Source organism: Methylosinus sp. C49 (assembly GCF_009936375.1).
Lineage (GTDB): Bacteria > Pseudomonadota > Alphaproteobacteria > Rhizobiales > Beijerinckiaceae > Methylosinus.
On the sequence record NZ_AP022332.1, the window covers coordinates 1,310,727 to 1,332,792 of the forward strand.

The 22,066-nt window shown below is 66.5% G+C and carries 20 protein-coding genes; 8 read left to right on the forward strand and 12 right to left on the reverse strand.

The features are described from left to right. Nucleotides 1-200 precede the first annotated feature (200 nt). Both GYH34_RS06215 and GYH34_RS06220 read left to right on the forward strand, forming a co-directional pair. Complete coding sequence (locus GYH34_RS06215; protein ID WP_161912806.1) at nucleotides 201-1,460, forward strand: GNAT family N-acetyltransferase; 1,260 nt, start codon at nucleotides 201-203, stop codon at nucleotides 1,458-1,460. Between the two features lie 42 nt (nucleotides 1,461-1,502). After that, nucleotides 1,503-2,288 carry a DUF72 domain-containing protein gene (locus tag GYH34_RS06220; RefSeq protein WP_161912807.1) on the forward strand — a complete coding sequence of 262 codons (786 nt, stop codon included), beginning with the start codon at nucleotides 1,503-1,505 and terminating at the stop codon, nucleotides 2,286-2,288. Here the strand turns inward: GYH34_RS06220 and GYH34_RS06225 are convergent. Further along, complete coding sequence (locus GYH34_RS06225; RefSeq protein ID WP_161912808.1) at nucleotides 2,266-3,381, reverse strand: M48 family metallopeptidase; 1,116 nt, start codon at nucleotides 3,379-3,381, stop codon at nucleotides 2,266-2,268. The genes GYH34_RS06220 and GYH34_RS06225 overlap by 23 nt on opposite strands. Nucleotide 3,382: 1 nt before the next feature. Further along, entirely contained in the window at nucleotides 3,383-4,645 is a 1,263-nt protein-coding gene (locus GYH34_RS06230) for a DUF898 family protein (protein WP_161912809.1), read from the reverse strand. Between the two features lie 132 nt (nucleotides 4,646-4,777). Here GYH34_RS06230 and GYH34_RS06235 point away from each other — a divergent pair, with 132 nt between their 5' ends. Beyond that, complete coding sequence (locus GYH34_RS06235) at nucleotides 4,778-5,470, forward strand: SDR family oxidoreductase (RefSeq protein WP_161912810.1); 693 nt, start codon at nucleotides 4,778-4,780, stop codon at nucleotides 5,468-5,470. A 3-nt stretch (nucleotides 5,471-5,473) separates the two neighbouring features. Here GYH34_RS06235 and GYH34_RS06240 read toward each other — a convergent pair whose 3' ends face one another. Next, nucleotides 5,474-6,742 (reverse strand): alpha/beta hydrolase, encoded by a 1,269-nt coding sequence (locus GYH34_RS06240; protein ID WP_161912811.1) that lies wholly within the window; start codon nucleotides 6,740-6,742, stop codon nucleotides 5,474-5,476. A 185-nt stretch (nucleotides 6,743-6,927) separates the two neighbouring features. Here GYH34_RS06240 and GYH34_RS22215 point away from each other — a divergent pair, with 185 nt between their 5' ends. Further along, nucleotides 6,928-9,246, forward strand: a complete 2,319-nt coding sequence (locus tag GYH34_RS22215) for a transporter substrate-binding protein (RefSeq protein WP_161912812.1) — start codon at nucleotides 6,928-6,930, stop codon at nucleotides 9,244-9,246. A 114-nt stretch (nucleotides 9,247-9,360) separates the two neighbouring features. On the opposite strand, the gene GYH34_RS06250 is transcribed toward GYH34_RS22215, so the two are convergent. Beyond that, nucleotides 9,361-9,750, reverse strand: coding sequence for an HU family DNA-binding protein (locus GYH34_RS06250; protein WP_018264162.1), 390 nt, complete (start codon nucleotides 9,748-9,750; stop codon nucleotides 9,361-9,363). 135 nt (nucleotides 9,751-9,885) lie between these two features. Continuing rightward, complete coding sequence (gene fae, locus GYH34_RS06255) at nucleotides 9,886-10,425, reverse strand: formaldehyde-activating enzyme (RefSeq protein ID WP_161912813.1); 540 nt, start codon at nucleotides 10,423-10,425, stop codon at nucleotides 9,886-9,888. Between the two features lie 149 nt (nucleotides 10,426-10,574). Between fae and GYH34_RS06260 the strand changes: the two genes are divergently transcribed. Continuing rightward, on the forward strand, nucleotides 10,575-11,963 hold the full coding sequence (locus GYH34_RS06260) for a sorbosone dehydrogenase family protein (RefSeq protein ID WP_161912814.1): 1,389 nt from the start codon (nucleotides 10,575-10,577) through the stop codon (nucleotides 11,961-11,963). Between the two features lie 30 nt (nucleotides 11,964-11,993). On the opposite strand, the gene GYH34_RS06265 is transcribed toward GYH34_RS06260, so the two are convergent. Next, nucleotides 11,994-12,221, reverse strand: coding sequence for a hypothetical protein (locus GYH34_RS06265; protein WP_161912815.1), 228 nt, complete (start codon nucleotides 12,219-12,221; stop codon nucleotides 11,994-11,996). 224 nt (nucleotides 12,222-12,445) lie between these two features. Between GYH34_RS06265 and GYH34_RS06270 the strand changes: the two genes are divergently transcribed. Both GYH34_RS06270 and GYH34_RS06275 read left to right on the forward strand, forming a co-directional pair. Further along, nucleotides 12,446-14,539, forward strand: a complete 2,094-nt coding sequence (locus GYH34_RS06270; protein WP_161912816.1) for a carbon starvation CstA family protein — start codon at nucleotides 12,446-12,448, stop codon at nucleotides 14,537-14,539. Then, complete coding sequence (locus tag GYH34_RS06275; protein ID WP_161912817.1) at nucleotides 14,505-14,732, forward strand: YbdD/YjiX family protein; 228 nt, start codon at nucleotides 14,505-14,507, stop codon at nucleotides 14,730-14,732. Before GYH34_RS06270 ends, GYH34_RS06275 begins: the two co-directional genes overlap by 35 nt. Before the next feature lie 100 nt (nucleotides 14,733-14,832). Here the strand turns inward: GYH34_RS06275 and GYH34_RS06280 are convergent, their stop codons facing one another. Continuing rightward, entirely contained in the window at nucleotides 14,833-15,135 is a 303-nt protein-coding gene (locus GYH34_RS06280; protein WP_161912818.1) for a hypothetical protein, read from the reverse strand. Between the two features lie 200 nt (nucleotides 15,136-15,335). On the opposite strand from GYH34_RS06280, the gene GYH34_RS06285 reads away from it, so the two are divergent. Continuing rightward, complete coding sequence (locus GYH34_RS06285; RefSeq protein ID WP_161912819.1) at nucleotides 15,336-16,178, forward strand: uracil-DNA glycosylase; 843 nt, start codon at nucleotides 15,336-15,338, stop codon at nucleotides 16,176-16,178. Here GYH34_RS06285 and ispG read toward each other — a convergent pair whose 3' ends face one another. The 5 genes from ispG to GYH34_RS06310 all read right to left on the reverse strand — a co-directional run bounded on the left by ispG (nucleotide 16,179) and on the right by GYH34_RS06310 (nucleotide 21,689). Beyond that, complete coding sequence (gene ispG, locus GYH34_RS06290; protein ID WP_161912820.1) at nucleotides 16,179-17,474, reverse strand: flavodoxin-dependent (E)-4-hydroxy-3-methylbut-2-enyl-diphosphate synthase; 1,296 nt, start codon at nucleotides 17,472-17,474, stop codon at nucleotides 16,179-16,181. It lies immediately after the preceding gene. A 233-nt stretch (nucleotides 17,475-17,707) separates the two neighbouring features. Further along, nucleotides 17,708-18,577, reverse strand: a complete 870-nt coding sequence (locus GYH34_RS06295) for an SDR family oxidoreductase (protein WP_161912821.1) — start codon at nucleotides 18,575-18,577, stop codon at nucleotides 17,708-17,710. After that, nucleotides 18,574-19,314, reverse strand: coding sequence for an N-acetylmuramoyl-L-alanine amidase (locus GYH34_RS06300; RefSeq protein ID WP_161912822.1), 741 nt, complete (start codon nucleotides 19,312-19,314; stop codon nucleotides 18,574-18,576). Before GYH34_RS06300 ends, GYH34_RS06295 begins: the two co-directional genes overlap by 4 nt. A 93-nt stretch (nucleotides 19,315-19,407) precedes the next feature. Further along, a complete protein-coding gene (locus GYH34_RS06305; RefSeq protein WP_161912823.1) occupies nucleotides 19,408-20,790 on the reverse strand; it encodes a M20/M25/M40 family metallo-hydrolase in 1,383 nt (460 codons plus the stop codon). 254 nt (nucleotides 20,791-21,044) lie between these two features. Beyond that, nucleotides 21,045-21,689, reverse strand: coding sequence for a DUF2268 domain-containing putative Zn-dependent protease (locus GYH34_RS06310; protein ID WP_161912824.1), 645 nt, complete (start codon nucleotides 21,687-21,689; stop codon nucleotides 21,045-21,047). Nucleotides 21,690-22,066 lie beyond the last annotated feature (377 nt).

Here is a 22,066-nt window from a genome sequence, read left to right on the forward strand (position 1 = left end):
CGCGCAGCAGCACGGTCTCACTTCCGATCCCCTTATTCCCCAAATATTTATCTCTCATGTGACAAATTTCCCACAGGCTTTGGAGCGGCGGCGACGCCCGCAGCGCTGGCCTCGCTCTTGAAACGCCCGTCGCGGTCGACGTGATTCGTCTCGCAATGGCGTCGGACCTGGGCGAAACTGACATCGACGAGGGGCGAATCATGGCCACCACGCCATTTTGGATCAATAGGTCGGCGTTTCTGGGCAGCCTTCCCGGCCCTTCGAGAGCCGCAGAGCAGAGCGCGGCCGGCCGCGAAGGCGTCATGACGAACGGATCGCTGGAGACGGAGGCGCTCGACGTCGAGCGGATGAGCGAGCGCGTCCGCGATTGGGCCGAGCTCGTGTCGCGCGCCATCGAGCCCAATGGATTTCTGGAGCCCGGCTTCGCTTTGCCGGCGGCGCGGCATTTTCCGGCGAAATCGCGTCCGCTCTTCGTCACCGTCTGGCGGCGGGCGGGCGTTCAGGGCGCGCGGCGGCTGGTCGCGCTGTTTCCCATCGTCGCGCCCGGCTTCTCGCTCGGCGCGGCGACGGCGCGCGGCTGGCTGCACAAGCAGGCCGCGCTGGCGACGCCGCTGCTCGATCGCGAATGCGCGGAGGAGGCGGCCGCCGCCCTTCTCGACTGGTTCGCCGGCAATCGCTCCGGCGCGGGCGCCGTGCTCATTCCCATGACGCCGATGAGCGGGCCGGTCTTCGCCGCCTTCACCCGCGCCGCGCGCGCCACCGGGCGCGACTGGCGCGTGCTCGATCGGCATGAGCGCGCCGCTCTGCTCGCCGGCGGCGATCCCGAGGAGGTGTGGACGCGCATGTCCTCGCGCAAGGCGCTGAGCGAGATGCGCCGCCGCCGCCGCCGCCTCGAGGAGGCCGGCGAGCTGAAGCGCGTCGTCTATTCGACGCCGGCCGAGATTCCCCGCGCGACGGAGGATTTTCTGGCGCTCGAGGCCAGCGGCTGGAAGGCGGAGCGGGGCGCGCTGCTCGGCCATCCCTCGCTCGCCACTTTCGTGCGCAGCGCGACCCGTCTGCTGGCGCGTGAGGGCAAGATTCGCATTCACAGCCTCGAGCTCGCCGGCAAGCCGATCGCCATGGGCGTTGTCATCGAGAGCGGCGCGCGCTCCTATTTCTGGAAGATCGCCTATGACGAGAGCCTGCGCGCCCAGGCCCCGGGCGTGCAGCTCGTCTACGCCATCACCGAAATGCAATCGGAGCGCGCCGATATGGCGATCACCGATTCCTGCGCCATTCCCGGCCACTATATGATCGAGCGCTGCTGGCCCGATCGTCTCGTCGTCTGCGATCTGATGGTGCAGGCGAAGACCGACGGCGTCACGCAATTCGCCGAGGCGCACGCCAAGGAAGTCTGGCGGCGGCGTCTGCGCGAGACGGCGAAGCGGCTCTATCACCGCGTGCTGAGCCGCAAGCGGTGAGCGGACGCCACCGCGCGTCCGCACGCGACCGGAGGCCGGGACATGATCCGCGTCGGCATAGGGGGATGGAGCTTCGCGCCCTGGCGCGGGCTGTTCTATCCGCAGACGCTGCCTGTCGGCGAGGAGCTCGCTTTCGCGAGCCGCCATGTGACGGCGATCGAGATCAACGCCACATTCTATCGCACGCAATCTCGCGCGAGCTTCGTGAAATGGCGCGAGGCGACGCCCGATGATTTCGTCTTCGCGGTCAAGGCGCATCGCGCCGCCGTCAACGCCCGCGCTTTGTCGGAGACGGGCGAGACGATCGAGCATTTCCTCGCGAGCGGCGTGACGGAGCTTTCCGACAAGCTCGGCCCCATCCTCTGGCAGCTGCCGCCCTATAGGCGCTTTCACGCCGAGGAGCTCGCCGCCTTTTTGAAGCTGCTGCCAAAAAAGCGCGGCGCGCTTCGCCTGCGTCATGCGCTCGAGGTTCGCCACCCATCTTTTCTCGACGAGAAATTCATCGCTCTGCTACGCGCGGAAAATATCGCCGCGGTCTTCGTCGATTCCGCCGATGATCCTGCGATTGCCGACGCCACCGCCGATTTCGTCTATGCGCGGCTCAAACATGCGCGCGACGATCGCGTCATCGGCTATCCGGCGGAAGAGCTGGATCTCTGGGCGCGGCGCGCGCGCGAATGGGAGAGGGGCGCAACGCCCGCCGATCTTCCGCATCTCGCCGCGCCGGCGACGAAGAACGCGCGCGATGTTTTCGTCTTCGTGATCAATGGCGCCAAGCGGCGCGCGCCGGCCGCGGCGCAGGCGCTCATTGCGCGGCTTCGGGCTTGACGTCGTCCTTCTTGCAGATCGCCTTCAGCGCCGCCCAATTTTCGTCGTCGAGCAGCGGCGGCCCGCGCTCGCCTCTGTCTGCCGCGGCGAGCGCCGCGAGCCGATCGGCGGTCAGCGGATGATCGTGCAGCAGGCCGAAGGCGCTATTCTCCGCGCCGGAGATGCGCGTCAGCAGATCGCCGAGCGGCTTGGCCGGGCGGCCGAGCCGGGCCATCAGATCGGCGGCGAATGCGTCGGCCTGCGCTTCCGCCTCGCGCGAATGGGCGGCGCCGATCAGCGCCTTGCTGGCGAAGACCAGCGCGCCGGCGCCGGTCACATCGCCGAACAGCAGGCCGATGAGATAGGAGGTTCCGCCCGTGGCGATGAGCTTGCGCATGGAGTCGCGATGTTTGAGATGGCCGATCTCATGGGCGACGACGCCGGCCACTTCGTCCGGCGTCTTAGCGCGGGTCAGCAGTCCCGAGAACACATAGATCTTGCCGCCGGGCAGAGCGAGCGCATTGGGAATGGCGGATCGCAGCGCTTCTATGCGCGCCGGCTCTTCCAGCGCGGCGGCGGATTGCAACCGCTCGGACAATCGCGTCAGCGCTCTCGCGCCTTTCTCGCCGCCGCAAGGCTCGGCGGAAAAGACGCTGCGCAATTGCGCCTCCGCGGCCTCGCCGATCCGCCGCTCGAAGGAATGAGGCACGAGCGGCGCGATACGATCGGCCGCGAAGGGAATGCCGAACCAGATCAGCGCGACGAAGCTCGTCGTCGCGGCCAGCGACCAATAGACGATCGCGCGATTCGCGCCGGGCCGCGTCTTGCCGGCGAGATAGGGGCAGCGCGCGATGATCTCATTGTGGAGGCGCGGATCGTGCAATTCGAGGCGCGCCAGCTCGCCCGCCGCCGCCGTCTCGCGCCGCAGCGCGAAGATCGGCGAGTCGATGCGGCGAATATCGTCATAGGGCCAGGAGGCGAGCGTCGCGCCATTCTGGACGATCTCCAACGACGCGCCGAAGCGCAGAGCGACGCGCCGCTTGCGGCTGCTCCAGCCGTCGAAGAAGATCACGGCCTCGTCGTCGAGAGCTTCCGGCTGCGGCTCCGCGCTCATGTCAGAAGCCGACGACGTCGAGACTATCGGCGAAACCCTCGCCGATGGCGCTCGGCGTGACGCTGGCGTGCATCGCGACATCCTCCGCTTCCGCGAGATCATGGACGACGACCGAGCTCGCGACGAGCTTCCAGACGCGCTGTGTGAGAAAGATACGCGAGGCGACACCGATCGCGAGAAAGGTCGCGACATAGACGCCGATCCAGGCGGTCATTGTCCCGATGGGAAATTGCCGACCTGGGGTTACGGCGCCCTGGAAGCCGGTCATCTTGGCCGCCACGATCACGAGAACGATCGCGACAATGGTCAGGCCGACGACGATGGCGAACAGAGCGTAGTAGTTGGTCAGCAGCCTGGTCGTGTCGAGCTTGCTCTCGAGGCGAATTCCGCCGAGGCGCAGCCCGTCGATCCACCAGCGCCATTGCGCGCCTTTGAAGGCGGCGTAGAGCGAAGGATACAGCAGAAAGGCGACGACAACGCCGAGGATGATGAGCAGCCCCGTCGCGCTGGAATTGTTCACCATGGTGCGGCCGCTTCCATCGCCGGCAGGCACGCCTGGGCGCTCGGATGAGCGAGCGAGGACATACAGCAGCATTGGATAGGCCAGCGAGACCGCCCAGATCCACCAGCCGCGCTTGAAGAAATCGCCGCCGCGGCCGACGAAATCGCCCTCCAGCGCGCCATAATAGGTGTTGCGCATCTTATAGCGCTCGAGCGCCGCCTCCGCCCAGGGCAGGGCGAGGCCGAGCGTGAGCGCGATCAGCAGTCCCCAGCCGATGGCGCGGAACATATAGGCGAGGCCGGAGCCGCCCATGCCGAAACGCAGGCCGCGCCAGGCGCTGCGGTTGAGCCGATAGCGCCGCGCGCGATAGATGGCGAACTGGCCGAAGGCGGCGAAGAACAGGCCCAGCGGCAGCGAGGCGAAGGCCTTTTGCCGCTCCGCCTCGAAGCCGACGACGATATAGGCGATATAGACGGGCGCGAGAATGGCGAGCGCGAAGAAGAAGCCGAACAATAGCTCGCGCGCCGTGCCGACATATTCCAGCGCATCGCCGCCGATGACCGTGCTCGACCAGAGATAGCGGCGCATATTGGTTGCGAGCCAGAAGCGATAGAAGCCGGCCGTCACCAGCTCCAGCAGCGCGCCGCGCGTGACCAGACGGCGAAACGCCCCATTGTCGCCGGTGAAGAGGACCGGGACCGGCGCCGCCTCGGAAGGAGATCGCGCGGCGACGTGCTCGTCCGCGAAGGAAATGTCGCTCATGATGCGATCCGCCTTTCGCAATGTTTTCGTTATGTAACTGCCCTACAGTATAAGCTGGATGAGGCCGCGGCAAGCTTCGATCTGGACCGATGCGCGTTATATTCGCATGTCGGATGAGAAAAGGAGCGGCCGATGGCGGAGCATTGGTTTATTTCGGGCGCCAATAGGGGCATCGGCCATGGGCTGGCGATGCTGCTCGCGGACCGCGGCGACGATGTCGACGCCTCCGTGCGCAGCGAGGAAGCGCGCGAGCGGCTGCAGAAAGATGTGGCGCGCCATCGCGCGCGCTTCTCGATTCATGTCTTCGACCAGCGCGACGAGGCCGGGATTCGCGCCGCCGCGCGCGAGCTGGCGGGGCCGCTCGACGTCCTCGTCTGCAACGCCGGCGCATATGGGCCGCAGACGCAATCGACATTGGACATGGATTTTCCCGGCGCGCTCGATCTCTTCGACGTCAATACGCTGGGGCCGTTGCGGCTCGTCCAGGCCTTTTTGCCGCTGATGCTGCGCGCCGACAATCCGCGCATCGCGCTGATGTCGAGCGGGCTCGGCTCCATGGCGATGGAGGGCTCCACCAATATCGCCTATCGCGCCGCCAAAGCGGCGCTGAACAAGATCGCCCAAGGCCTCGCCCATGATCTGAAGCGCGAGAAGGTCACGGTCGTCGCGCTCAGTCCCGGCTGGGTGCGCACCGATATGGGCGGGAAAAACGCCGATCTCTCCGTAGAGGAGAGCGCGAGCGGAATCCTGAAGACGCTGGACGCGCTGACCCTGGCGGACACCGGCCGCTTTCTCGATTATCGCGGCCGCGACGTTCCTTGGTAGCCGTCAATGCAGCGGGCGTGAGACCACATCGGCGCCGGCCGAGGCGGTGTCGTTCATCTGCTCGCCGAGACGCTGCAGCTGATCGCCGAGATTTTCGCGGGTGCGCGGATCGACGATGGCGAAGGGCGTCGAGACGGCGACGCTCGCCGCCGTTCCCACGGTCGAGGCCGCGCCGGTCGCCACTTGGCCGAGGCGCTCGCCCACGCCATTCTGATTGTCGGCGAGCGTCTGGCCCTGCGCCAGCCGCGCGCCGATGGAGCGCACGATCTCCGGCGATTGCGCGAATGTGCCATGGCCGAGCGGGTCGGCGGATTTCACCGTCGAGAGATCGACGACGGTGAAGCGCCGCTCCGCCAGAGCGTCCTTGAACGGCTCGCGCGCAGGATCGATGCCGCCGAGCCGCACCTTGTCGCCCCATACATGGCGGGAGGCGGCCAGCGCCTCGTCCTCGCGCGAGACGAAGAGGGTGAAGATGGCGCGATGCTCGTCGATCTCGGCGATCTGCCGCGTGAACACGTCGTAATCGACGTCGGGCGCGGCGAGCATCACATTTTTGATCTTGGATGGGAGGCCGCGGTCGCGGATTGCCATTTGGCGCAGCGCCTCCAGCGTCACCCAATTGCCCATGGAATGCGCCAATATCGAGATCTCGCCGACGGACGGGTCCTTGGCGAGCATATGCAGCACATGCTCCAGCGCGTCGCGGGAATAGCTCGCGCTCTCATGGTCATAGCCATAGTCGAGCAGCTTGCCGCGCGAGGGCCAGGTGAACAGCACCGGCAGCGCGCTCGTGCCGGAATCATGGACGATCTGCGCGAGGCGATAGACCGCCTCGGCGAAGAGCGTGTTGAAGCCGTGGACGAAGACCAGCGCCTGACGCTTGGGCGTCTTGACGATGCGCGCGTCGAAGCGGCGCGCCGCCTCCTGCTGGCCGAGCAGATCGGCGCGCAGCGTGACGAACTCGCGCGTGGGATCGCCCGGCAGAGAATCCGGCCATTGCACTTCGCCGATCTGGCGCGCGCCGTCCGGCGGAATGGAGATGGCGATATCGGCGAAGGCGAGGCCCTTGCCGCGCTCGCCGGTGAAGAGATCTCCCGGCTCCGCGCCGCGATCGCTGCGCGTCGTGGCGACCAGCAATTCGACGCGATTCGTTCCCGCGGTCTGCGGCTGCGGCGTCAGCACGCCATGGGGACGTCCGCCGCAGCCGCCCGTCGCGAGGGCGAGGCAGAGGGCGAACGACGAAAAACGAACGCGTTTCGAAAAGCGGCTCATTCGGCAAAGCTCCCGATCCGCACCGGGAATAAACCGCCGGCCGAGACGAGTCACGCGCTTCCATTCCCCTTCGAGGGGCGGGTGCGACGATCGATCGGGAAAGATCGGACATCGAAAGGTGTTAGTAACCGGTGTGTTGCGAGATTACGTGCAAATTTTCAAACTCATAGCGAAGTGTGCGATCCATGGCGGACAGCTCGGCCGGGAAACTTCCCTGCGCCTTTCTCCTCGCGGCGACTCTCGCCGCTTGCTTCACGCCCGTCGCCCTCGGCTGGGCCGGCGGCGACCCGCTGCTCTGCTGGATCGCAGCGGCGCTCGCTGCTTTCGCGGCGGCGAGCGCGATCGAGCGCCGCCTCTCGGCGCAGATCGTCGCCTTGGAGAAGATCGCCGCGGGCGATCGCTACGCGCCTTTTCCGCCCGCGAGCGGACGTTCGGCGGCGCGGCTCCGCGGCGTCGCGGAGGAGCTGCGTCGCGCTCTGATCGCCGCCGACGCTTTCGCCGTCGCCGAGCGCAGCCGCGCGGCCGAGCAGTCGATTCGCGAGGCCGGCCGCGCCTTTTTCATGCAGCGGCTGCGCCAGATCGCGGAGGAGACCGAAGATGCGCTCGCCGTCGCCGACGCCGGCGCGCGATCGGCGGCGGGCGACTGCGCCGCCTGCAATGGCGACATGCTCCGCGGTCTCTCCGACGCGGCCGCCGCCGCGGCCACGGCGGCGCAGAATGTCGATGGACTGGCGCTGGCGGCGCGGGACGCCATCATCGGCCTCGTGGCGCGCTCCTCGCGCCAGGTGACGGCGTCGCGCATGGCGGCCGATCGCAGCGCGGCCGATCTCGCGCGCGCGGAAGACATCGTGCGCGGCCTCGCCGCCGCCGCCGGCCGCATCGGCGCGGTGAGCAAGCTCATTCAGTCGATCGCCGGCCAGACCTCGCTGCTCGCGCTCAATGCGACCATAGAGGCGGCGCGCGCCGGCGAGAGCGGGCGCGGCTTCGCCGTGGTGGCGAGCGAGGTGAAGACGCTCGCCAATCAGACCGCGCGCGCCGCCGCCGAAATAGAGACGCAGATCGACTCCATACGTTACGCGGTGGAGGACACGGTCGGCGCCATCGCCGAAGTGTCGACGAGCGTCGAGGCGGTCGCCGGCGTCAATCGCGACCTCGCCGACACTCTGAGCCGGGAGGCGGCCGAGCTCGAAGACATAGGGGCGCGCGCATCCCTCGTCGCCCGCGGCGTCGGCGAGGCGCTGCCGGATGTCGGCGGCGCCGTGGCGCGGGCGCATTCCGGCGGCCGCTCGGCGCTCGCCGCCGCGCAGACGATGCTCGGCAGCTCGAAGAGCCTCGTTTGCGCCGTCGATCGCTATTTCGCCGATCTCGACAATGGCGCGATCCGCATCGGCATATTGCATTCGCTCTCCGGCACGATGACGAGCAGCGAGCGGCCGCTGCAGGAGCTGCTGACGATGCTGGTCGAGCGCTGCAATGCGCAGGGCGGCCTCCTCGGACGCCCGCTCGAGGCGGTGATCCTCGATCCGCGCTCCGATCCCGCCCTCTACGCCGAGCAGGCGCGCCTTCTCTTGGAGGAGCGCGGCGTCGCGGCTATCTTCGGATGCTGGACCTCCGCCTCGCGCAAAGCCGTGCTTCCGGTGGTCGAAAAGGCCAAGGGCCTGCTCTTCTATCCGAGCCAATATGAGGGCGAGGAGCGCTCGCCCAATATCGTCTATGCCGGCGGCACGCCGAGCCAGACGGCGATCCCCGCCGTGGATTTTCTTAAAGGTCTCGGCGCGCGGCGCTTTCTGCTCATCGGCAATGACGACGTCTATCCGCGCGTCACCAACGCCATTCTGCGCGCCTATCTCGTCGCCCATGGCGCGGACGCGTCCGATATCGCCGAAATCTATGCGCCGCCCGGCCTCGAGGATTGGCGCGCCATCGCCAGGGACGCGCGTCGCTTCGCCGCCCGGTCCGGCGCGGCGATCGTCTCGACGGTGAGCGGCGACGCCAATCTGCGCTTTTTCGGCGCGCTCGGCGACGTCGCCTTCGCGCCGACCTTGTCGCTGTCGATCGGCGAGGCGGAGCTGCCGGCGCTCGCGCATTGCGATATCGACGGGCTCTATGTCGCATGGAACTACCTCCAGTCGATCGACTGCCCGGAGAACCGTAGCTTCGTCGCGCAATGGCGGCGCTATAAGAACGAGTCCGACGCCACGACCAATGACGCGATGGAGGCGAGCTATCTCGGCTTCGAGCTATGGCGCGCGGCGGTCGTCGCTGCGGGCTCCGTCGATGTCGCGGCGGTGCGTCGCGCGCTGCCGCTGCATGCGCTCCGCGCGCCGAGCGGCTTCTCCCTGAGGCTGGACGCCGAGACGCAGCATTTGCACAAGCCGGCTTTCATCGGCCGCGTCGCGCGTGGAGGCATCGCTCCGGTCTTCGTCGGGGAGGGGCTGATCGCGCCGCAGCCCTGGAGCCCTTGGCTCACCAAGAACCGCGCCGGAAAGGCGCGCGCTGCGTGACGGCGCGAGATCGCGCGCCGCCGAAAACGAAACGAGCCCGAAGGCTCGCAGTGCGAAGGCCGTAGCCCCCGGACCGCGAGCCTTCGGGCTCGCTCGAAACAGGCCCTGAGGAAATCAGGGCGTGGCGGCGGTCTTCAGCTTGGAGAGGGCGCGGATTTTCACGCGCACGCTCGCCGGCTTGGCGGCGGCCTTCACCATCTCGCCCGTGGCGGGATTGCGCACCAGAGTGCCGGCCTTACGCGCCGGAACCTTGCGCAGCGATACTTTCAGCAGGCCGGGCAGGGTGAACTCGCCGACGCCGCGCGGATGCACGGAGCCGAGGAACACCTCCTCGAGCGTGGCGTAGACCGCAGCGGCGGTCTTGCGCGGAAGCTCGTTCTGCTCGGCGAGCAGATTGATCAGGGCCGACTTGGTCAAGCTCTCCTTCACCGGACGAATCGCGGCGGCTTCGGGTTTCTTGGCCTTCTTGACCGCCGCAGGCTTCTCGCTCTTCGCCTTGGCCATCGCAAATCTCCCTCGAATTCCCATGAAAAGACGCGTCATATCGAACGCGCCATGTGAGGATTCGTTTGCTAACGCTTCGAGAACTGATTCGCAATCGGCGCAGCGCTCGATTTTTGCAATGCCGGCTGCGCAAAATCACTCGTCGAACACGCCCTCCAGCGCATAATGCGTCACTGTCTTGCGATTGGCGATGAGCTCGTCGATCGTCGGCTCGCCCTTCAGAGCGCGGGAAATCGCCAGCTTCGTCGCCTCGTAATTGGTGCGATAGAGATCGCGCCGATCGAGATTGGGATCGGTCGCGCAACGCGGATCGAGCCAGATCATGATGATCATGACGAGATCATCGACCTGATCTTTCGGAATGATTCCTTCCGAAACCGCATCGACGATGGCGTCGCCAGTCGCCGCCTGCACGACGCCGCCGAGCAGTTCGACGTAGTCATTGGAGCGCACCGTCATCTTGGTCGTCATCATGGTGGCGGGGCGCACCTGCTGATTGAGGTCGCGAATGACGAACATGCGCGGATGGCCCGCGACCTGTCCCGTCATCGAGGCGAAAGCCGTCCCCACCGGGCCTTTGACGCTGCCGATCATGACTTCCGGCATGGCGTCGGTAAATTGCCCGTCCGCCGCCAGAACCGTCGCTTCGCCCGTGGCCAGCCAGATCTCGCTCATATGGTTTTTCCTTCTCTTTCATCGGTCGGTGGCGGTCGAATAGCACCGGCCGTCCGCCGCCGGAAGGGGCGCGCACGAATGCTGTAATTCTATCTTCTAAATGTGATTATCGCGCGCTAGACTGCGGCTCTGTTTCGAGAGAGGCCGCAATGAAGATTTTCGCCCCGACACTTCTCCTCGCCGGCGCCTTCGCCGGCCTCGCCTTCGCCGGTCATGTCCTCGCGCAATCGGAGGAGGCGCGCCGCCTCGTCGGTCCCGTCGCCTTCAGCGATTGGCGGCAGGACGGGCCTGGAACCTGGCGCAAGATCACCGCGCAGGATTTGCCCGCGCCGCTCGCCAGCGCGCCGACCGCCGCGCGCTCGCAAGTGGTCACGCGGCCGGACGGCGCCGCGCCCAAGACGCTCGCGGGCTTTTCGGCTGAGATTTTCGCCTCCGGCCTCGAAGGCCCGCGCGTCATTCGCCATGCGCCCAACGGCGATATTTTCGTCACCGAGAGCGTCGGCGGCCGGCTCCGCGTCTTTCGTCTCCAGGATGGGAAGATCGCGCCGGCCTCGTCCTCTATCTTCGCCTCGGAACTCGAGCGCCCTTATGGGATAGCCTTCTATCCGCCGGGGCCGGAGCCGCGCTTCGTCTATGTCGGCACGCCGACGAAAGTGCTGCGCTTCCCTTATAAGAACGGCGATCTTTCCGCCTCCGGCCCCGCCGAGACGATCGCGAATCTGCCCGGCGCCGACGGCGGCCATTGGACGCGCGATCTCGTCTTTTCGCGCGACGGCAAGACGCTCTATGTGTCCGTCGGCTCCAAGACCAATGTCGCCGAAGGCCATCCGCGTCCTTCCGCGCAGGAGGTCGCGCAGCTCGAGGCGGCGCATGGGCTGGGCGCGAGCGCCGGCGCCGAATTCGAGCGCGCGACAGTGCTGGCCATAGACCCGGAGGGAAAGAGCCGGCGCAATGTCGCCAATGGGCTGCGCAATTGCTCCGGCCTGCAATTGCGGCCGGGGACCGACGATCTGTGGTGCATCGTCAATGAGCGCGACATGCTCGGCGACGATCTGCCGCCCGATTACGCCACGCGCGTGAAGGAGGGCGCCTTCTACGGCTGGCCCTGGCATTACATCGGCGCGCATGAGGATCCCCGCCACGCCGGCGAGCGGCCGGATCTCTCGAGCAAGATCACAATTCCCGATGTGCTGTTCCAGCCGCATTCGGCGCCGCTGGGCATCGCCTTCTACGACGGCGGCCAATTCCCGGCGGAATATAAGGGCGACGCTTTCGTCGCTCTGCACGGCTCCTGGAACCGCGCCGAGCGCACCGGCTACAAGATCGTGCGGCTATCCTTCAAGGACGGCGTCCCGACCGGCGAGTATCAGGATTTTCTCACCGGCTTCGTCGTGGACGACACGCGCGTCTGGGGTCGCCCCGTCGATGTCGCCGTGGCGCGCGACGGCTCGCTGCTGGTGAGCGAGGACGGCAATGGGACGATCTGGCGTGTGTCCTATAGCGGCGCGGCCGCGCCTGTGCGGACCTCGGGAAATTGAGCGGAGACGGCCGCGCCGTTTCGGCGGCCGTCAGTGCTGGGCGCGTTCCTTGTGCCCGGCCTGGGCGCGCGCCCGCGCTTCCGCGGGCATGCTGGTCCGATCGATGTAGCCGGGCTGATATTCGCCGCACCAGTCTTCCGCGGTCACGAGGGGCCACGCCGTGTCCATGGTTCCCTCATGGCCGCGCATGGGCAGCGGGGCGTTGCGGCGGCATTGGTTGTCCGGCTGGCGCCAAAAACGACAATCTCCGCAGTGCATAAGCGTCTCCTGTGCAGAATTCGTCGCCCGAGCCATTCAATCGGCGGAGCTTCAAAAGGTTCCAAACGAGCGGCGTGTCCAGATGACGCGTTCGGCGGCCGAGAGAGGGCGGCGTGCGCCCTTCGCGGCTGGACGCAGCGGGCGCCTTTGGCCTATTTCTTGGGAAAAATGCCGGGTGACGATCTCGTCCCCAGGCTTTTCCAGGAAACGCCGAGGCTCGCGCTATGTCCCTCCCACTCGCCACGCCGGGCCGCAAGCTCGGCTCCATCGCCGTTTGGACCGCAATCGTCGCGCTCGGCGTCTTCTCGCTCTTCACTCTGGCGATGGCGCGGGGCGAGACCGTCAACGCAATGTGGCTGGTCGCGGCGGCGATCTGCGTCTATCTCACCGCCTATCGCTTCTATTCGCTGTTCATCGCGGAACGCGCGCTCGGCCTCGATCCGCAGCGCAAGACGCCGGCGCATCGTCACAATGACGGGCTCGATTATGTGCCGACCGACAAATATGTGCTGTTCGGCCATCATTTCGCGGCCATAGCCGGGGCGGGGCCGCTGGTCGGCCCGGTGCTGGCGGCGCAAATGGGCTATCTGCCCGGCACGCTCTGGCTGCTCACCGGCGTCGTCTTCGCCGGCGCGGTGCAGGATTTCGTCGTGCTGTTCATCTCGACGCGGCGTGACGGGCGCTCGCTCGGCGATCTCATCAAGACGGAGCTCGGCCCGGCCGCCGGAATCATCGCCATGGTCGGCATTCTCACCATCATGGTCATATTGCTAGCCGTGCTGGCGCTCATTGTCGTCAAGGCGTTGGCGGACAGCCCCTGGGGCTTCTTCACCGTCTTCGCCACTCTGCCCATCGCCGTGCTGATGGGCGTCTACGGCCGCTATATTCGCCCTGGCCGCATATTCGAAATGTCGGCGATCGGCTTCGTCCTGCTCATCGGCTCCATAGCGCTCGGCCGCACGGTCGCGGAGACGCCGGCGCTCGCCGCGCTCTTCACCTTCAAGGGCGAAGCGCTCGCCTTCATGCTGATCGGCTATGGCTTCGTCGCCTCCGTTCTGCCGGTGTGGTTCCTGCTCGCGCCGCGCGACTATCTCTCCACCTTTCTGAAGATCGGCACCATCGCCTCGCTCGCGCTCGGCATTTTCTATGTCATGCCGGAGCTGAAAATGCCGGCGGTCAGCCGCTTCATCGACGGAACCGGGCCGGTCTTCGCCGGCAGCGTCTTTCCCTTCCTCTTCATCACTTTGGCCTGCGGCGCCATTTCCGGCTTTCACGCCCTCGTCTCTTCCGGCACCACGCCCAAGATGATCGGCGACGAGACGCAGATCCGCTTCATCGGCTATGGCGCGATGCTGATGGAGTCATTTGTGGCCATAATGGCGCTGGTCGCCGCCACCGTGCTCGATCCGGGCGTCTATTTCGCCATGAACAGCGCGCCGGCCGTCATAGGCTCCACAGTCGACACGGCGGCGCAGACCATCTCGTCCTGGGGTTTCGTCATCACGCCGGAGGCGCTGAGCCAGGCGGCGGCCGAGGTCGGCGAGAAGACGGTGCTCTCGCGCGCGGGCGGCGCGCCGACGCTCGCCGTCGGCATGGCGAAAATATTGTCGGGGGCGATCGGCGGCGCGTCCATGACCGCCTTCTGGTATCATTTCGCCATTCTGTTCGAGGCGCTGTTCATCCTCACCACTGTGGACGCCGGCACGCGTGTCGCGCGCTTCATGATTCAGGATCTCGTTGGAACCTTCTGGCCGCGCTTCAAGCATACGCGCGCCTGGATTCCCAATTTCGGCGCGACGGGGCTCGCCGTCGCCGGCTGGGGCTGGTTCCTCTATCAGGGCGTCATCGATCCTCTCGGCGGCATCAACACGCTCTGGCCCATGTTCGGCATCGCCAATCAAATGCTGGCGGCAATAGCGCTCACGCTCTGCACTGTGGTGCTGTTCCGCATGAAACGGGAGCGTTACGCCTTCATCGCCGCGGCGCCGGCAGCCTGGCTCTATATCTGCACGCTGACGGCGGGCGCGGAGAAGATTTTCCATCCCGATCCCAAGATCGGCTTCCTCTCCCATGCGGCGCGCTATTCGGTCGCGGCGGCGGACGGCCGGCTGCTCGCGCCGGCCAAGACCGCCGCCGAGATGAGCCGCATCGTCTTCAATGATTATGTGAACACGACGCTCTGCGCCATCTTCATCGCGCTCGTATTGTCGATGCTGTTCTTCGGCCTGCGGGCCATCGGCGAGGCGCGGCGCGCGACCAGCGTCACCACCAGGGAGACGAGCGATGAGCTGCGCGATCTGCAAATTGCCCGCGCTTGATCTCTCCAAGCTCGGGCAAAAGCTGCGCGACGGCGCGCGGCTGATGATCGGGCAGGGGGATTACGAGGCCTATGTCGCGCATCGGCGCGCCAATCATCCGAGCGAGCCGCTGATGACGCGCGAGGAGTTCTTCCTCGAGCGTCAGGCCAGTCGTTTCGGCGAGGGCGGCCGGCGCGCGATGCGCTGCTGCTAAAGCGCTTTCCGATCGAAAGGAATCGTTCGATCGATCAGAATTCGCTTCCAACGAAAGAATCTAGAGCGCTTTCTGATCCAGTTGGATCGGTATAGCGCTTCTAGGGGGAGGTTCGGCGCTCGGCCCGGCCGAGCGCCCGAAAAGTGAGCAGCGCGGCCGCTTCCGAAGTATTCAGCGCATAGGCCATATAGAGAAATCCGAGACGCGTGATCCGCGTCTCGCGGATTTTTTCGACCAGCTCCGCCGTCTCGACGGGCGCGAGCGAGGCGAACTCCTGCAGTATATCTTCCGCCGCATGGCGGAATCTCTCGCGCTCGCCGAGCGTAGCTCCATCCCAAAGTTTCGGATTGGACCCGAATTTCGCGAACAGCGATTTCGCGATGGTTTCGATCAGGTCGATCATGTGAGTTCTCTATGTGAGCTGTGATTTTTGAACTCTGTTTCCACCCTCGGCACATTCTTGATTTTGTCCCAGCCTATTGCGGAGCCGCCGCCACGCGAAGCTCGATAATCTACGCATTCGCGCGCGGGGAGGGGCGAGATGCGTGGCCCCGCCCCCTGCGCGCCTTCACCTTTTCGCGCTTCTGCTCTAAGCTCGGGGCCATGTCCGCTGACGCCGATCTTTGCTTGGAGACGGGGCTCGCCGCGCTCGTCGATTGGTATGTGTCGATCGGCGTCGACATAGCGATCGACGAGACGCCGCATGACCGTTTCGTCGAGAGCGCCGCGCCGCCGCCGGCGCGCGCCATCGCGCCCGCGCCTGTCGCTGCGTCTTCGCCTTCACCAGCGCGTCGGGCCGAGCCGCCGGCGCGGGAGACCCGCTCCCAGCGCTCCGCCGCGCCCGTCTTTACCGAGGAGGCCGCCCGCGGCGCGCGCGAGGCCGCGGGCGCTGCGCGGACGATCGAGGAATTGCAGGAGCGTCTCGCCGGTTTCGACGGCTGCGCGCTGAAGGCGACGGCCGGACATTTTCTCTTTTCGGCCGGCGCGCCCGGCGCGGCTCTCATGGTTCTGGATTTCTCGCCCGGCGAGGAGGAGGAGCGCGGCGGCGAGGCTTTCGTCGGGCCGGAGGCGCGGCTGCTCGATAATATGCTGCGCGCGCTTCGGCGCGACCGCTCCGGCGCCTATCTCGCCTATGCGACGCCCTGGCGTCCGCCCGGCGCGCGCGAGCTCAACCCGGCGGAGGTGGCGGCGCTCAATCCCTTCCTGCGTCGCCATGTGGAACTGGCCGCGCCGCGCGCTCTGCTCATTCTCGGCGATTTCGCCGCCCGCGCCGCGCTGGGCTCGCCGGATGTCGCGCGCTATCGCAACGCCTGGTTCGATTATGATTGCGGCGGCGGGACTGTGCGCGCGCTGCTCGCGCCGTCGCTCGCCAGCCTGCTCAGGACGCCGGCGATGAAGCGCCGCGCCTGGCGCGATCTGCGCGCAGTGGCGGCGGCGCTCGGCTGATCACTCCGCCGCTTCGCCCTCAGCGCCGCCGCCGAAGCGACGGGCGACATAATCTTCGACGATGCGGGTGAATTCTTCCGCTATGCCCTCGCCGCGCAAGGTCATCGCCTTCTTGCCGTCGATGAAGACCGGCGCCGTCGGCGCCTCGCCCGTGCCGGGCAGCGAAATGCCGATATCGGCGTGCTTGGATTCGCCCGGCCCGTTGACGATGCAGCCCATCACCGCGACATTGAGCGTCTCGACGCCCGGATAGTCCTGCCGCCACACCGGCATGCGCTCGCGGATATGCGACTGGATATCGCGCGCCAGCTCCTGGAAGACGGTGGAGGTGGTGCGGCCGCAGCCGGGGCAGGCGGCGACCAGCGGCACGAAGGTGCGAAAGCCCATCGTCTGCAAAATCTCTTGCGCGACGCGCACCTCATTGGCGCGATCGCCGCCGGGCTCCGGCGTCAGCGACACGCGGATCGTGTCGCCTATGCCGTCCTGCAGCAGCACGCCCAGCGCGGCCGCCGAGGCGACGACGCCCTTGGAGCCCATGCCGGCTTCGGTGAGGCCGAGATGCAGCGCATAATCGCTGCGCAGCGCCAACATGCGATAGACGGCGATGAGATCCTGCACGGCGGAGACCTTGGCCGAGATGACAATTCTGTCGCGCGAAAGGCCGATCTCCTCGGCGCGCTCGGCCGAGATCAGCGCCGAGCGGGCGAGCGCCTCGCGCGTCACCGCGCGCGTGTCCAGCGGCGCCGCGGAATTGGCGTTGATGTCCATCAAATGCGTCAGCATCTCCTGGTCGAGCGAGCCCCAATTGGCGCCGATGCGCACCGCCTTGCCATGCTTTATGGCCAGCTCGACGATCGCGCCGAATTGCCGGTCCTTCTTCTCCTTGAAGCCGACATTGCCCGGATTGATGCGATATTTTTCGAGCGCCTCGCCGCAGGCCGGATGATCGGCGAGCAGCTTGTGGCCGATGTAGTGAAAATCGCCGATCAGCGGGACGTCGATATTCTTCTGCGCGAGACGATCGCGAATATGCGGCACGGCGGCGGCAGCCTCGTCGCGATCGACGGTGATGCGCACCAGCTCCGAGCCGGCGCGGACCAGCGATTCGATCTGCGCGACCGTGGAGTCGACATCGGCCGTGTCGGTATTGGTCATGGACTGGACGACGATGGGCGCGCCGCCGCCGATCGTCACCGCGCGCGGCCCCCGGCCGATCGTCACCGCCGCCGTCCTATGGCGCGGCGCCGGCTCGGCGGAGATGGGGTCGGGAAGGCGGGTCTCGATTTCGTCGGTCATCGTCGGTCGTGTCCCCTCGATGGGATTTGGATCGTCTCGCGTGAGGTCTGCCGTCTTCCTTCTCCCCGCACGCGGGGAGAAGGTGAGGATGTGGGGCTTGGGCGTTTTCCGTTGGGGTTCGAGCCCCGAGCCCCTCACCCCGACCCTCTCCCCGCACGCGGGGAGAGGGGGAAATACGGCGAACCCATCACCTGGAATCTGTCGAGCCTTGGTGGGCCGGAACGCGCCCCGCGTCAAGCCGGCGGCAGCAGCCCCATTCGCCTGGCGAGGATGCGGTCCAGCAGCCGCGCCGGCAGCAGGCGCGGCAGCACCCAATCCAATAGATAGTTCGGCACGACGCGAATGCGCGCCGGGGGCCGCTTCTCGGTCAGCGCGCGCAGCACGGCGGCGGCGACCCGCTCCGGCGGCGGGCCGAGCCGGCCCTTTTCGACCGCCCATTTCTGCAGCCGGCGGGCGGAGGGGCCGTAGACGGTGGAATCATAGCGGCCGAAATCCGCGTTCTCGGCCTTGTCCCATATGGGCGTGGCGATCACGCCCGGCTCTATGACCACCACATCGACGCCGAAAATCATCAGCTCTCGCCGCAGCGAGTCGGACAAGCCCTCGAGCGCATGTTTGGAGGCGGCGTAGGCGCCGAGAAAGGGCGAGGCGAGGCTGCCCGCCACCGAGCTCATGTTGACGATGCGGCCGGGCGGGCCGCGGCGCTTCTCCGGGCTCGCGCCGAGCAGAGGCGCGAAAGCCTGGGTGACGGCGATCTGGCCGATGACATTGATCTCGAGCTGGAGGCGGACCTCCTCTATCGGCTGATAGAGCAGCGGCGCCGCAAACGCCGCGCCGGCGTTGTTGACGAGCCCGGCGAGGCTCGCGCCCTCGAGGCGCCGCTCGGTCTCCCGCGCCGACTCGGCCACGGCGGCGGCGTCGGTCACATCGAAGAGGAGCGGCGTGAAGCTCGCCGCGCCGAAACGCGCTTGCAGCCGCGCGCTGTCGGCCGGCGTGCGGACGCTGCCGAAAACGTGATAGCCCTGCGTCGTCAGCGCCTCCGCCAGCGCATAGCCTATGCCGGTGGAGACGCCGGTGACGACGACGAATTTTTTCTCGCTCATGCGGCGGCTCCGGCCAGCGCGCGCAGGGTCGCCATGGTGGAGGAATCGGCGCGGCCGTCGACGAGGGCCGGGCGGAAATGCCGCTGAAAGGCGGCGACCGCGTCGGCGCAGGCTTGGTCGTAATCGCCGGTGACGTCGATCTTATAGCCGTAATCTGCGAGCGCCTGCTGCAATCGCCTCACCTCGTCGCCGCGCGCGCCGGTCTCCAGCGCCGCGCCGCCGATGATGGCGGCGGGCTCCACATAATGGCCGACGCCGAGCTCGGCCAGCGTCTTCCAGGGGAAGAACTCGCCGGGGTCGATCTTGCGGCCGATGGCGATGTCCGAATGGGCGAGCACGCGCCTCGGCGCTATGCCCTGCCGCGCGCAGATATCGCGGCACAGCGCCGCTGTCGCCTCGATCTGGCGGTCCGGGAAGGGGCGCGGATCGTCATGGCCGGGATGGACGATCTCTATGCCGATGGAGGCGGAGTTCAGATCGGTCTCGCCGGCCCAATAGCTGCGGCCGGCGTGCCAGGCGCGGCGCGCCTCCGGCACGAGCTGCAGAATCGTCCCGTCCTCATCGACGAAATAATGCGAAGACACCTGCGCTTCGACGCTGGTGAGCAGCGCCAGCGCCGAGGCCGCCGTCGGCATGCCCGTGTAATGCAGGATCAGCGCGGAGATGGGCGTCAGCCGCTCATTGTGATTGGGCGAGGGACGGAAATCGGCGGCGTGCGGCGTGTCGGGTGAGGGCATTTCGATTCCGATGAGGCCTATGGACTTCTATACCCCCGACCCGCCGCTCGCGGCCAGCGCCCTCATGCGCGGGACTGCTTCGTCTCGCGCCGCTCACGCCGCCAGAGCGGCGAGCACGCGCGCCCAGGAGCGGGAGCCTTTCTTGAACGAGCTATAGGCGTATTTTTCATTGGGCGAATGAATGCGGTCGTCCTCGAGCGCGAAGCCGATCATCAGCGTGTCCATGCCGAGATCGCGCTTGAAGGCGCCGACGATCGGGATGGAGCCGCCGCAGCCGACCAGCGCCGCCTCCTTGTCCCACTCCTCCTGCAAGGCCCGCCGCGCGCGCGACAGCGCCTCCGAGCCGAAGGGCAGCTGCAGCGCGCGCGAGGCGCCATGGGGAACGAATTCCGCGCGCACATCGACCGGCAGGCGCTCGCGCACGAAGGCGCGGAACGAGTCCAGCACCTTCTCCGGGTCTTGCGTCCCGACGAGGCGGAAGGAGATTTTCGCGCTCGCCTGCGCCGGCAGCACCGTCTTGGCGCCGGGGCCAGTGTAGCCGCCGATGATTCCATTCACATCGCAAGTGGGGCGCGACCAGACTTGCTCGATGACGCTGCGGCCGCGCTCTCCGGCCGGGCGCGCGACGCCGACGCTCTTCAAAAACGCCGTCTCGTCGAACTCCAGCCCGCGCCATTGCTCGGCGATCTCCTCCGGCAGCTCGGCGACGCCGTCGTAAAAGCCCGGCAGCGTGACGCGGCCTTCGCCGTCATGGAGATCGGCGATGATCTTCGCCAACACATGGATCGGATTGACGACCGGCCCGCCGAATATGCCCGAATGCAGATCGCGGTCGGACGCTTTGAGGATCACCTCCTCCTGCGCCAGGCCGCGCAGCATCGTCGTGATGGCGGGCGTCTTGGCGTTCCACATGCCGGTGTCGCAGACGAGCGCCAGCGCCGGCTCGGACAATTCCTCACGATTGGCGGCGAAGAAATCCGGCAGCGAGGGTGAGCCGGTCTCCTCCTCGCCCTCGAAGAGGAAAGTAATATGGCAGGGCAGGCCGCCATTGCGCTGAAAGGCGCGGCAGGCCTCGAGGAAGGTCATCAGCTGGCCTTTGTCGTCCGAGGCGCCGCGGGCGACGATCTCCTCGCCCTTCTCGCCTTGCACGAGGCGCGGATCGAAAGGATCGCTGACCCACAGATCGAGCGGGTCCGGCGGCTGCACGTCATAATGGCCATAGAACAGCACATGCGGCGCGTCCGGCCGCTTGGCTTTGGCGTGGCCGACGACGATCGGATGCCCGGGCGTGTCGCGCACGCTGGCTTCGAAGCCGAGCTCGCGCAGCTGGCCGGCGAGCCAATCGGCGGCGCGGCGGCATTCGGAAGCGAAGGCCGGATCGGTGGAGACCGATTTGATGCGCAGAAAATCGAAGAGGCGATCCGTGGCCGCGGGCAGATCGGCGTCCAGGGATTGGAGAACGGTTTCCGTCGACATGAAAGGGGCTCCGCTGCGGGTCGCGCTGCGCGGCGCAGCGCGAGTCGCGATGAAAACTGCAAGCTGGTCTCGAAGCTAGTGCGAATGGAGCGTCATGAAAAGAGCGGAGGCTGCTCGGCTGGATTCATCGCTTCCGTAGGCAACGGCTTGGATCGAAATGCCCCGCGATGCGCCAGGAGCGGATTTCATCGGGAAGAGCTGGTCGCTGCGTCGGACCGACATGCGAGCCGGACTGTGGTGACTCCCGATTCCTGTCAGATTTTCGTCAGGCTGTCGAAAAACGCTCGTGCCTCCGCTTTGGCCAAATTTGAAGCCTTGCAGTCCACCCGCTCCTCCATGAACCGGGAGACGAGTTGAAAGCCCAGTGAATATCCGAGCCACCGAGGCAATTCGCCAACACCGAAAAACCAACGACTGTGGCTATAATCTTTGCGGTCCCAATCTCGCGCCGCAAAGGGAACATGATGGCGGATTTCTTGGATATCGAGTTGTTCCCATGGTTCAGGCGCGCCAGCCCAGACTTCTCGAGCGAAATGGCCCGCCAGACCTTCTGATACCAATGCTTCCCCCAATGATGACCCGTAACCTGGTCCCTCCCAGCGAGCCGCATGATGAAGCTCATGGGCGAACATTCGCTCAAATGATCCTTCTGAGTTTGCAGAAAGGGCGGGATTATCAGGATCAACAGTGATGAAGATCACTCCCGGCCCCGGCGAATACCCGAGAATTCCTTTCTCGGGAATGACCTGCTTTCCCGTCTGCACAATAACATCGATGGGGCCAATCGGCATAAGGGCGACCGCCCTATCGTGGCTCTCTTTTAGAGAAGCCGTAAGCCAACTGCGAAGGTTTGTAAGTGCGCCGCGGGCATCAAGGAAATGGAGATTCAGTGATGACATGCTTCCGACCTCAGCCGAGGGGATTATTTGGCCGCAATATCGTCTTCGACTATGCTCCGGAAGCGCACAATGGCGAGCGCCCGGTTTGAGGCGCCGGGTGATCTCCGTCAGCCCAAGATCTACACAGATGCGCTCGAGCGAAAAAGGACCACAGAGCGACGAAGGTCACGATAGACTATGTGAATTTTCATGCAAGGCTTCATAGCGAAGGCCCTGAATTCCCGTGGCTCCTTTCGAGCGCTAGAGAAGGTGCCATAAGGGTCATCAAGCCGAAACCCAAACCGACCCACCACTCGTCCCCCTTCCGGCGTCGCCCGCACTTCCCAAGCCCTCATGTGCAGCCTAAGTAATGGGCGCGCTCCGTTCGGTGGGGCGGT

Excerpts from the sequence above, each read along its gene's own strand:
- GYH34_RS06215 (WP_161912806.1), top strand. The coding sequence starts at position 201 with ATGGCCACCACGCCATTTTGGATCAATAGGTCGGCGTTTCTGGGCAGC.
- GYH34_RS06220 (WP_161912807.1), top strand. The coding sequence starts at position 1,503 with ATGATCCGCGTCGGCATAGGGGGATGGAGCTTCGCGCCCTGGCGCGGG.
- GYH34_RS06225 (WP_161912808.1), bottom strand. The coding sequence starts at position 3,381 with ATGAGCGCGGAGCCGCAGCCGGAAGCTCTCGACGACGAGGCCGTGATC.
- GYH34_RS06230 (WP_161912809.1), bottom strand. The coding sequence starts at position 4,645 with ATGAGCGACATTTCCTTCGCGGACGAGCACGTCGCCGCGCGATCTCCT.
- GYH34_RS06235 (WP_161912810.1), top strand. The coding sequence starts at position 4,778 with ATGGCGGAGCATTGGTTTATTTCGGGCGCCAATAGGGGCATCGGCCAT.
- GYH34_RS06240 (WP_161912811.1), bottom strand. The coding sequence starts at position 6,742 with ATGAGCCGCTTTTCGAAACGCGTTCGTTTTTCGTCGTTCGCCCTCTGC.
- GYH34_RS22215 (WP_161912812.1), top strand. The coding sequence starts at position 6,928 with ATGGCGGACAGCTCGGCCGGGAAACTTCCCTGCGCCTTTCTCCTCGCG.
- GYH34_RS06250 (WP_018264162.1), bottom strand. The coding sequence starts at position 9,750 with ATGGCCAAGGCGAAGAGCGAGAAGCCTGCGGCGGTCAAGAAGGCCAAG.
- fae (WP_161912813.1), bottom strand. The coding sequence starts at position 10,425 with ATGAGCGAGATCTGGCTGGCCACGGGCGAAGCGACGGTTCTGGCGGCG.
- GYH34_RS06260 (WP_161912814.1), top strand. The coding sequence starts at position 10,575 with ATGAAGATTTTCGCCCCGACACTTCTCCTCGCCGGCGCCTTCGCCGGC.
- GYH34_RS06265 (WP_161912815.1), bottom strand. The coding sequence starts at position 12,221 with ATGCACTGCGGAGATTGTCGTTTTTGGCGCCAGCCGGACAACCAATGC.
- GYH34_RS06270 (WP_161912816.1), top strand. The coding sequence starts at position 12,446 with ATGTCCCTCCCACTCGCCACGCCGGGCCGCAAGCTCGGCTCCATCGCC.
- GYH34_RS06275 (WP_161912817.1), top strand. The coding sequence starts at position 14,505 with ATGAGCTGCGCGATCTGCAAATTGCCCGCGCTTGATCTCTCCAAGCTC.
- GYH34_RS06280 (WP_161912818.1), bottom strand. The coding sequence starts at position 15,135 with ATGATCGACCTGATCGAAACCATCGCGAAATCGCTGTTCGCGAAATTC.
- GYH34_RS06285 (WP_161912819.1), top strand. The coding sequence starts at position 15,336 with ATGTCCGCTGACGCCGATCTTTGCTTGGAGACGGGGCTCGCCGCGCTC.
- ispG (WP_161912820.1), bottom strand. The coding sequence starts at position 17,474 with ATGACCGACGAAATCGAGACCCGCCTTCCCGACCCCATCTCCGCCGAG.
- GYH34_RS06295 (WP_161912821.1), bottom strand. The coding sequence starts at position 18,577 with ATGAGCGAGAAAAAATTCGTCGTCGTCACCGGCGTCTCCACCGGCATA.
- GYH34_RS06300 (WP_161912822.1), bottom strand. The coding sequence starts at position 19,314 with ATGCCCTCACCCGACACGCCGCACGCCGCCGATTTCCGTCCCTCGCCC.
- GYH34_RS06305 (WP_161912823.1), bottom strand. The coding sequence starts at position 20,790 with ATGTCGACGGAAACCGTTCTCCAATCCCTGGACGCCGATCTGCCCGCG.
- GYH34_RS06310 (WP_161912824.1), bottom strand. The coding sequence starts at position 21,689 with ATGTCATCACTGAATCTCCATTTCCTTGATGCCCGCGGCGCACTTACA.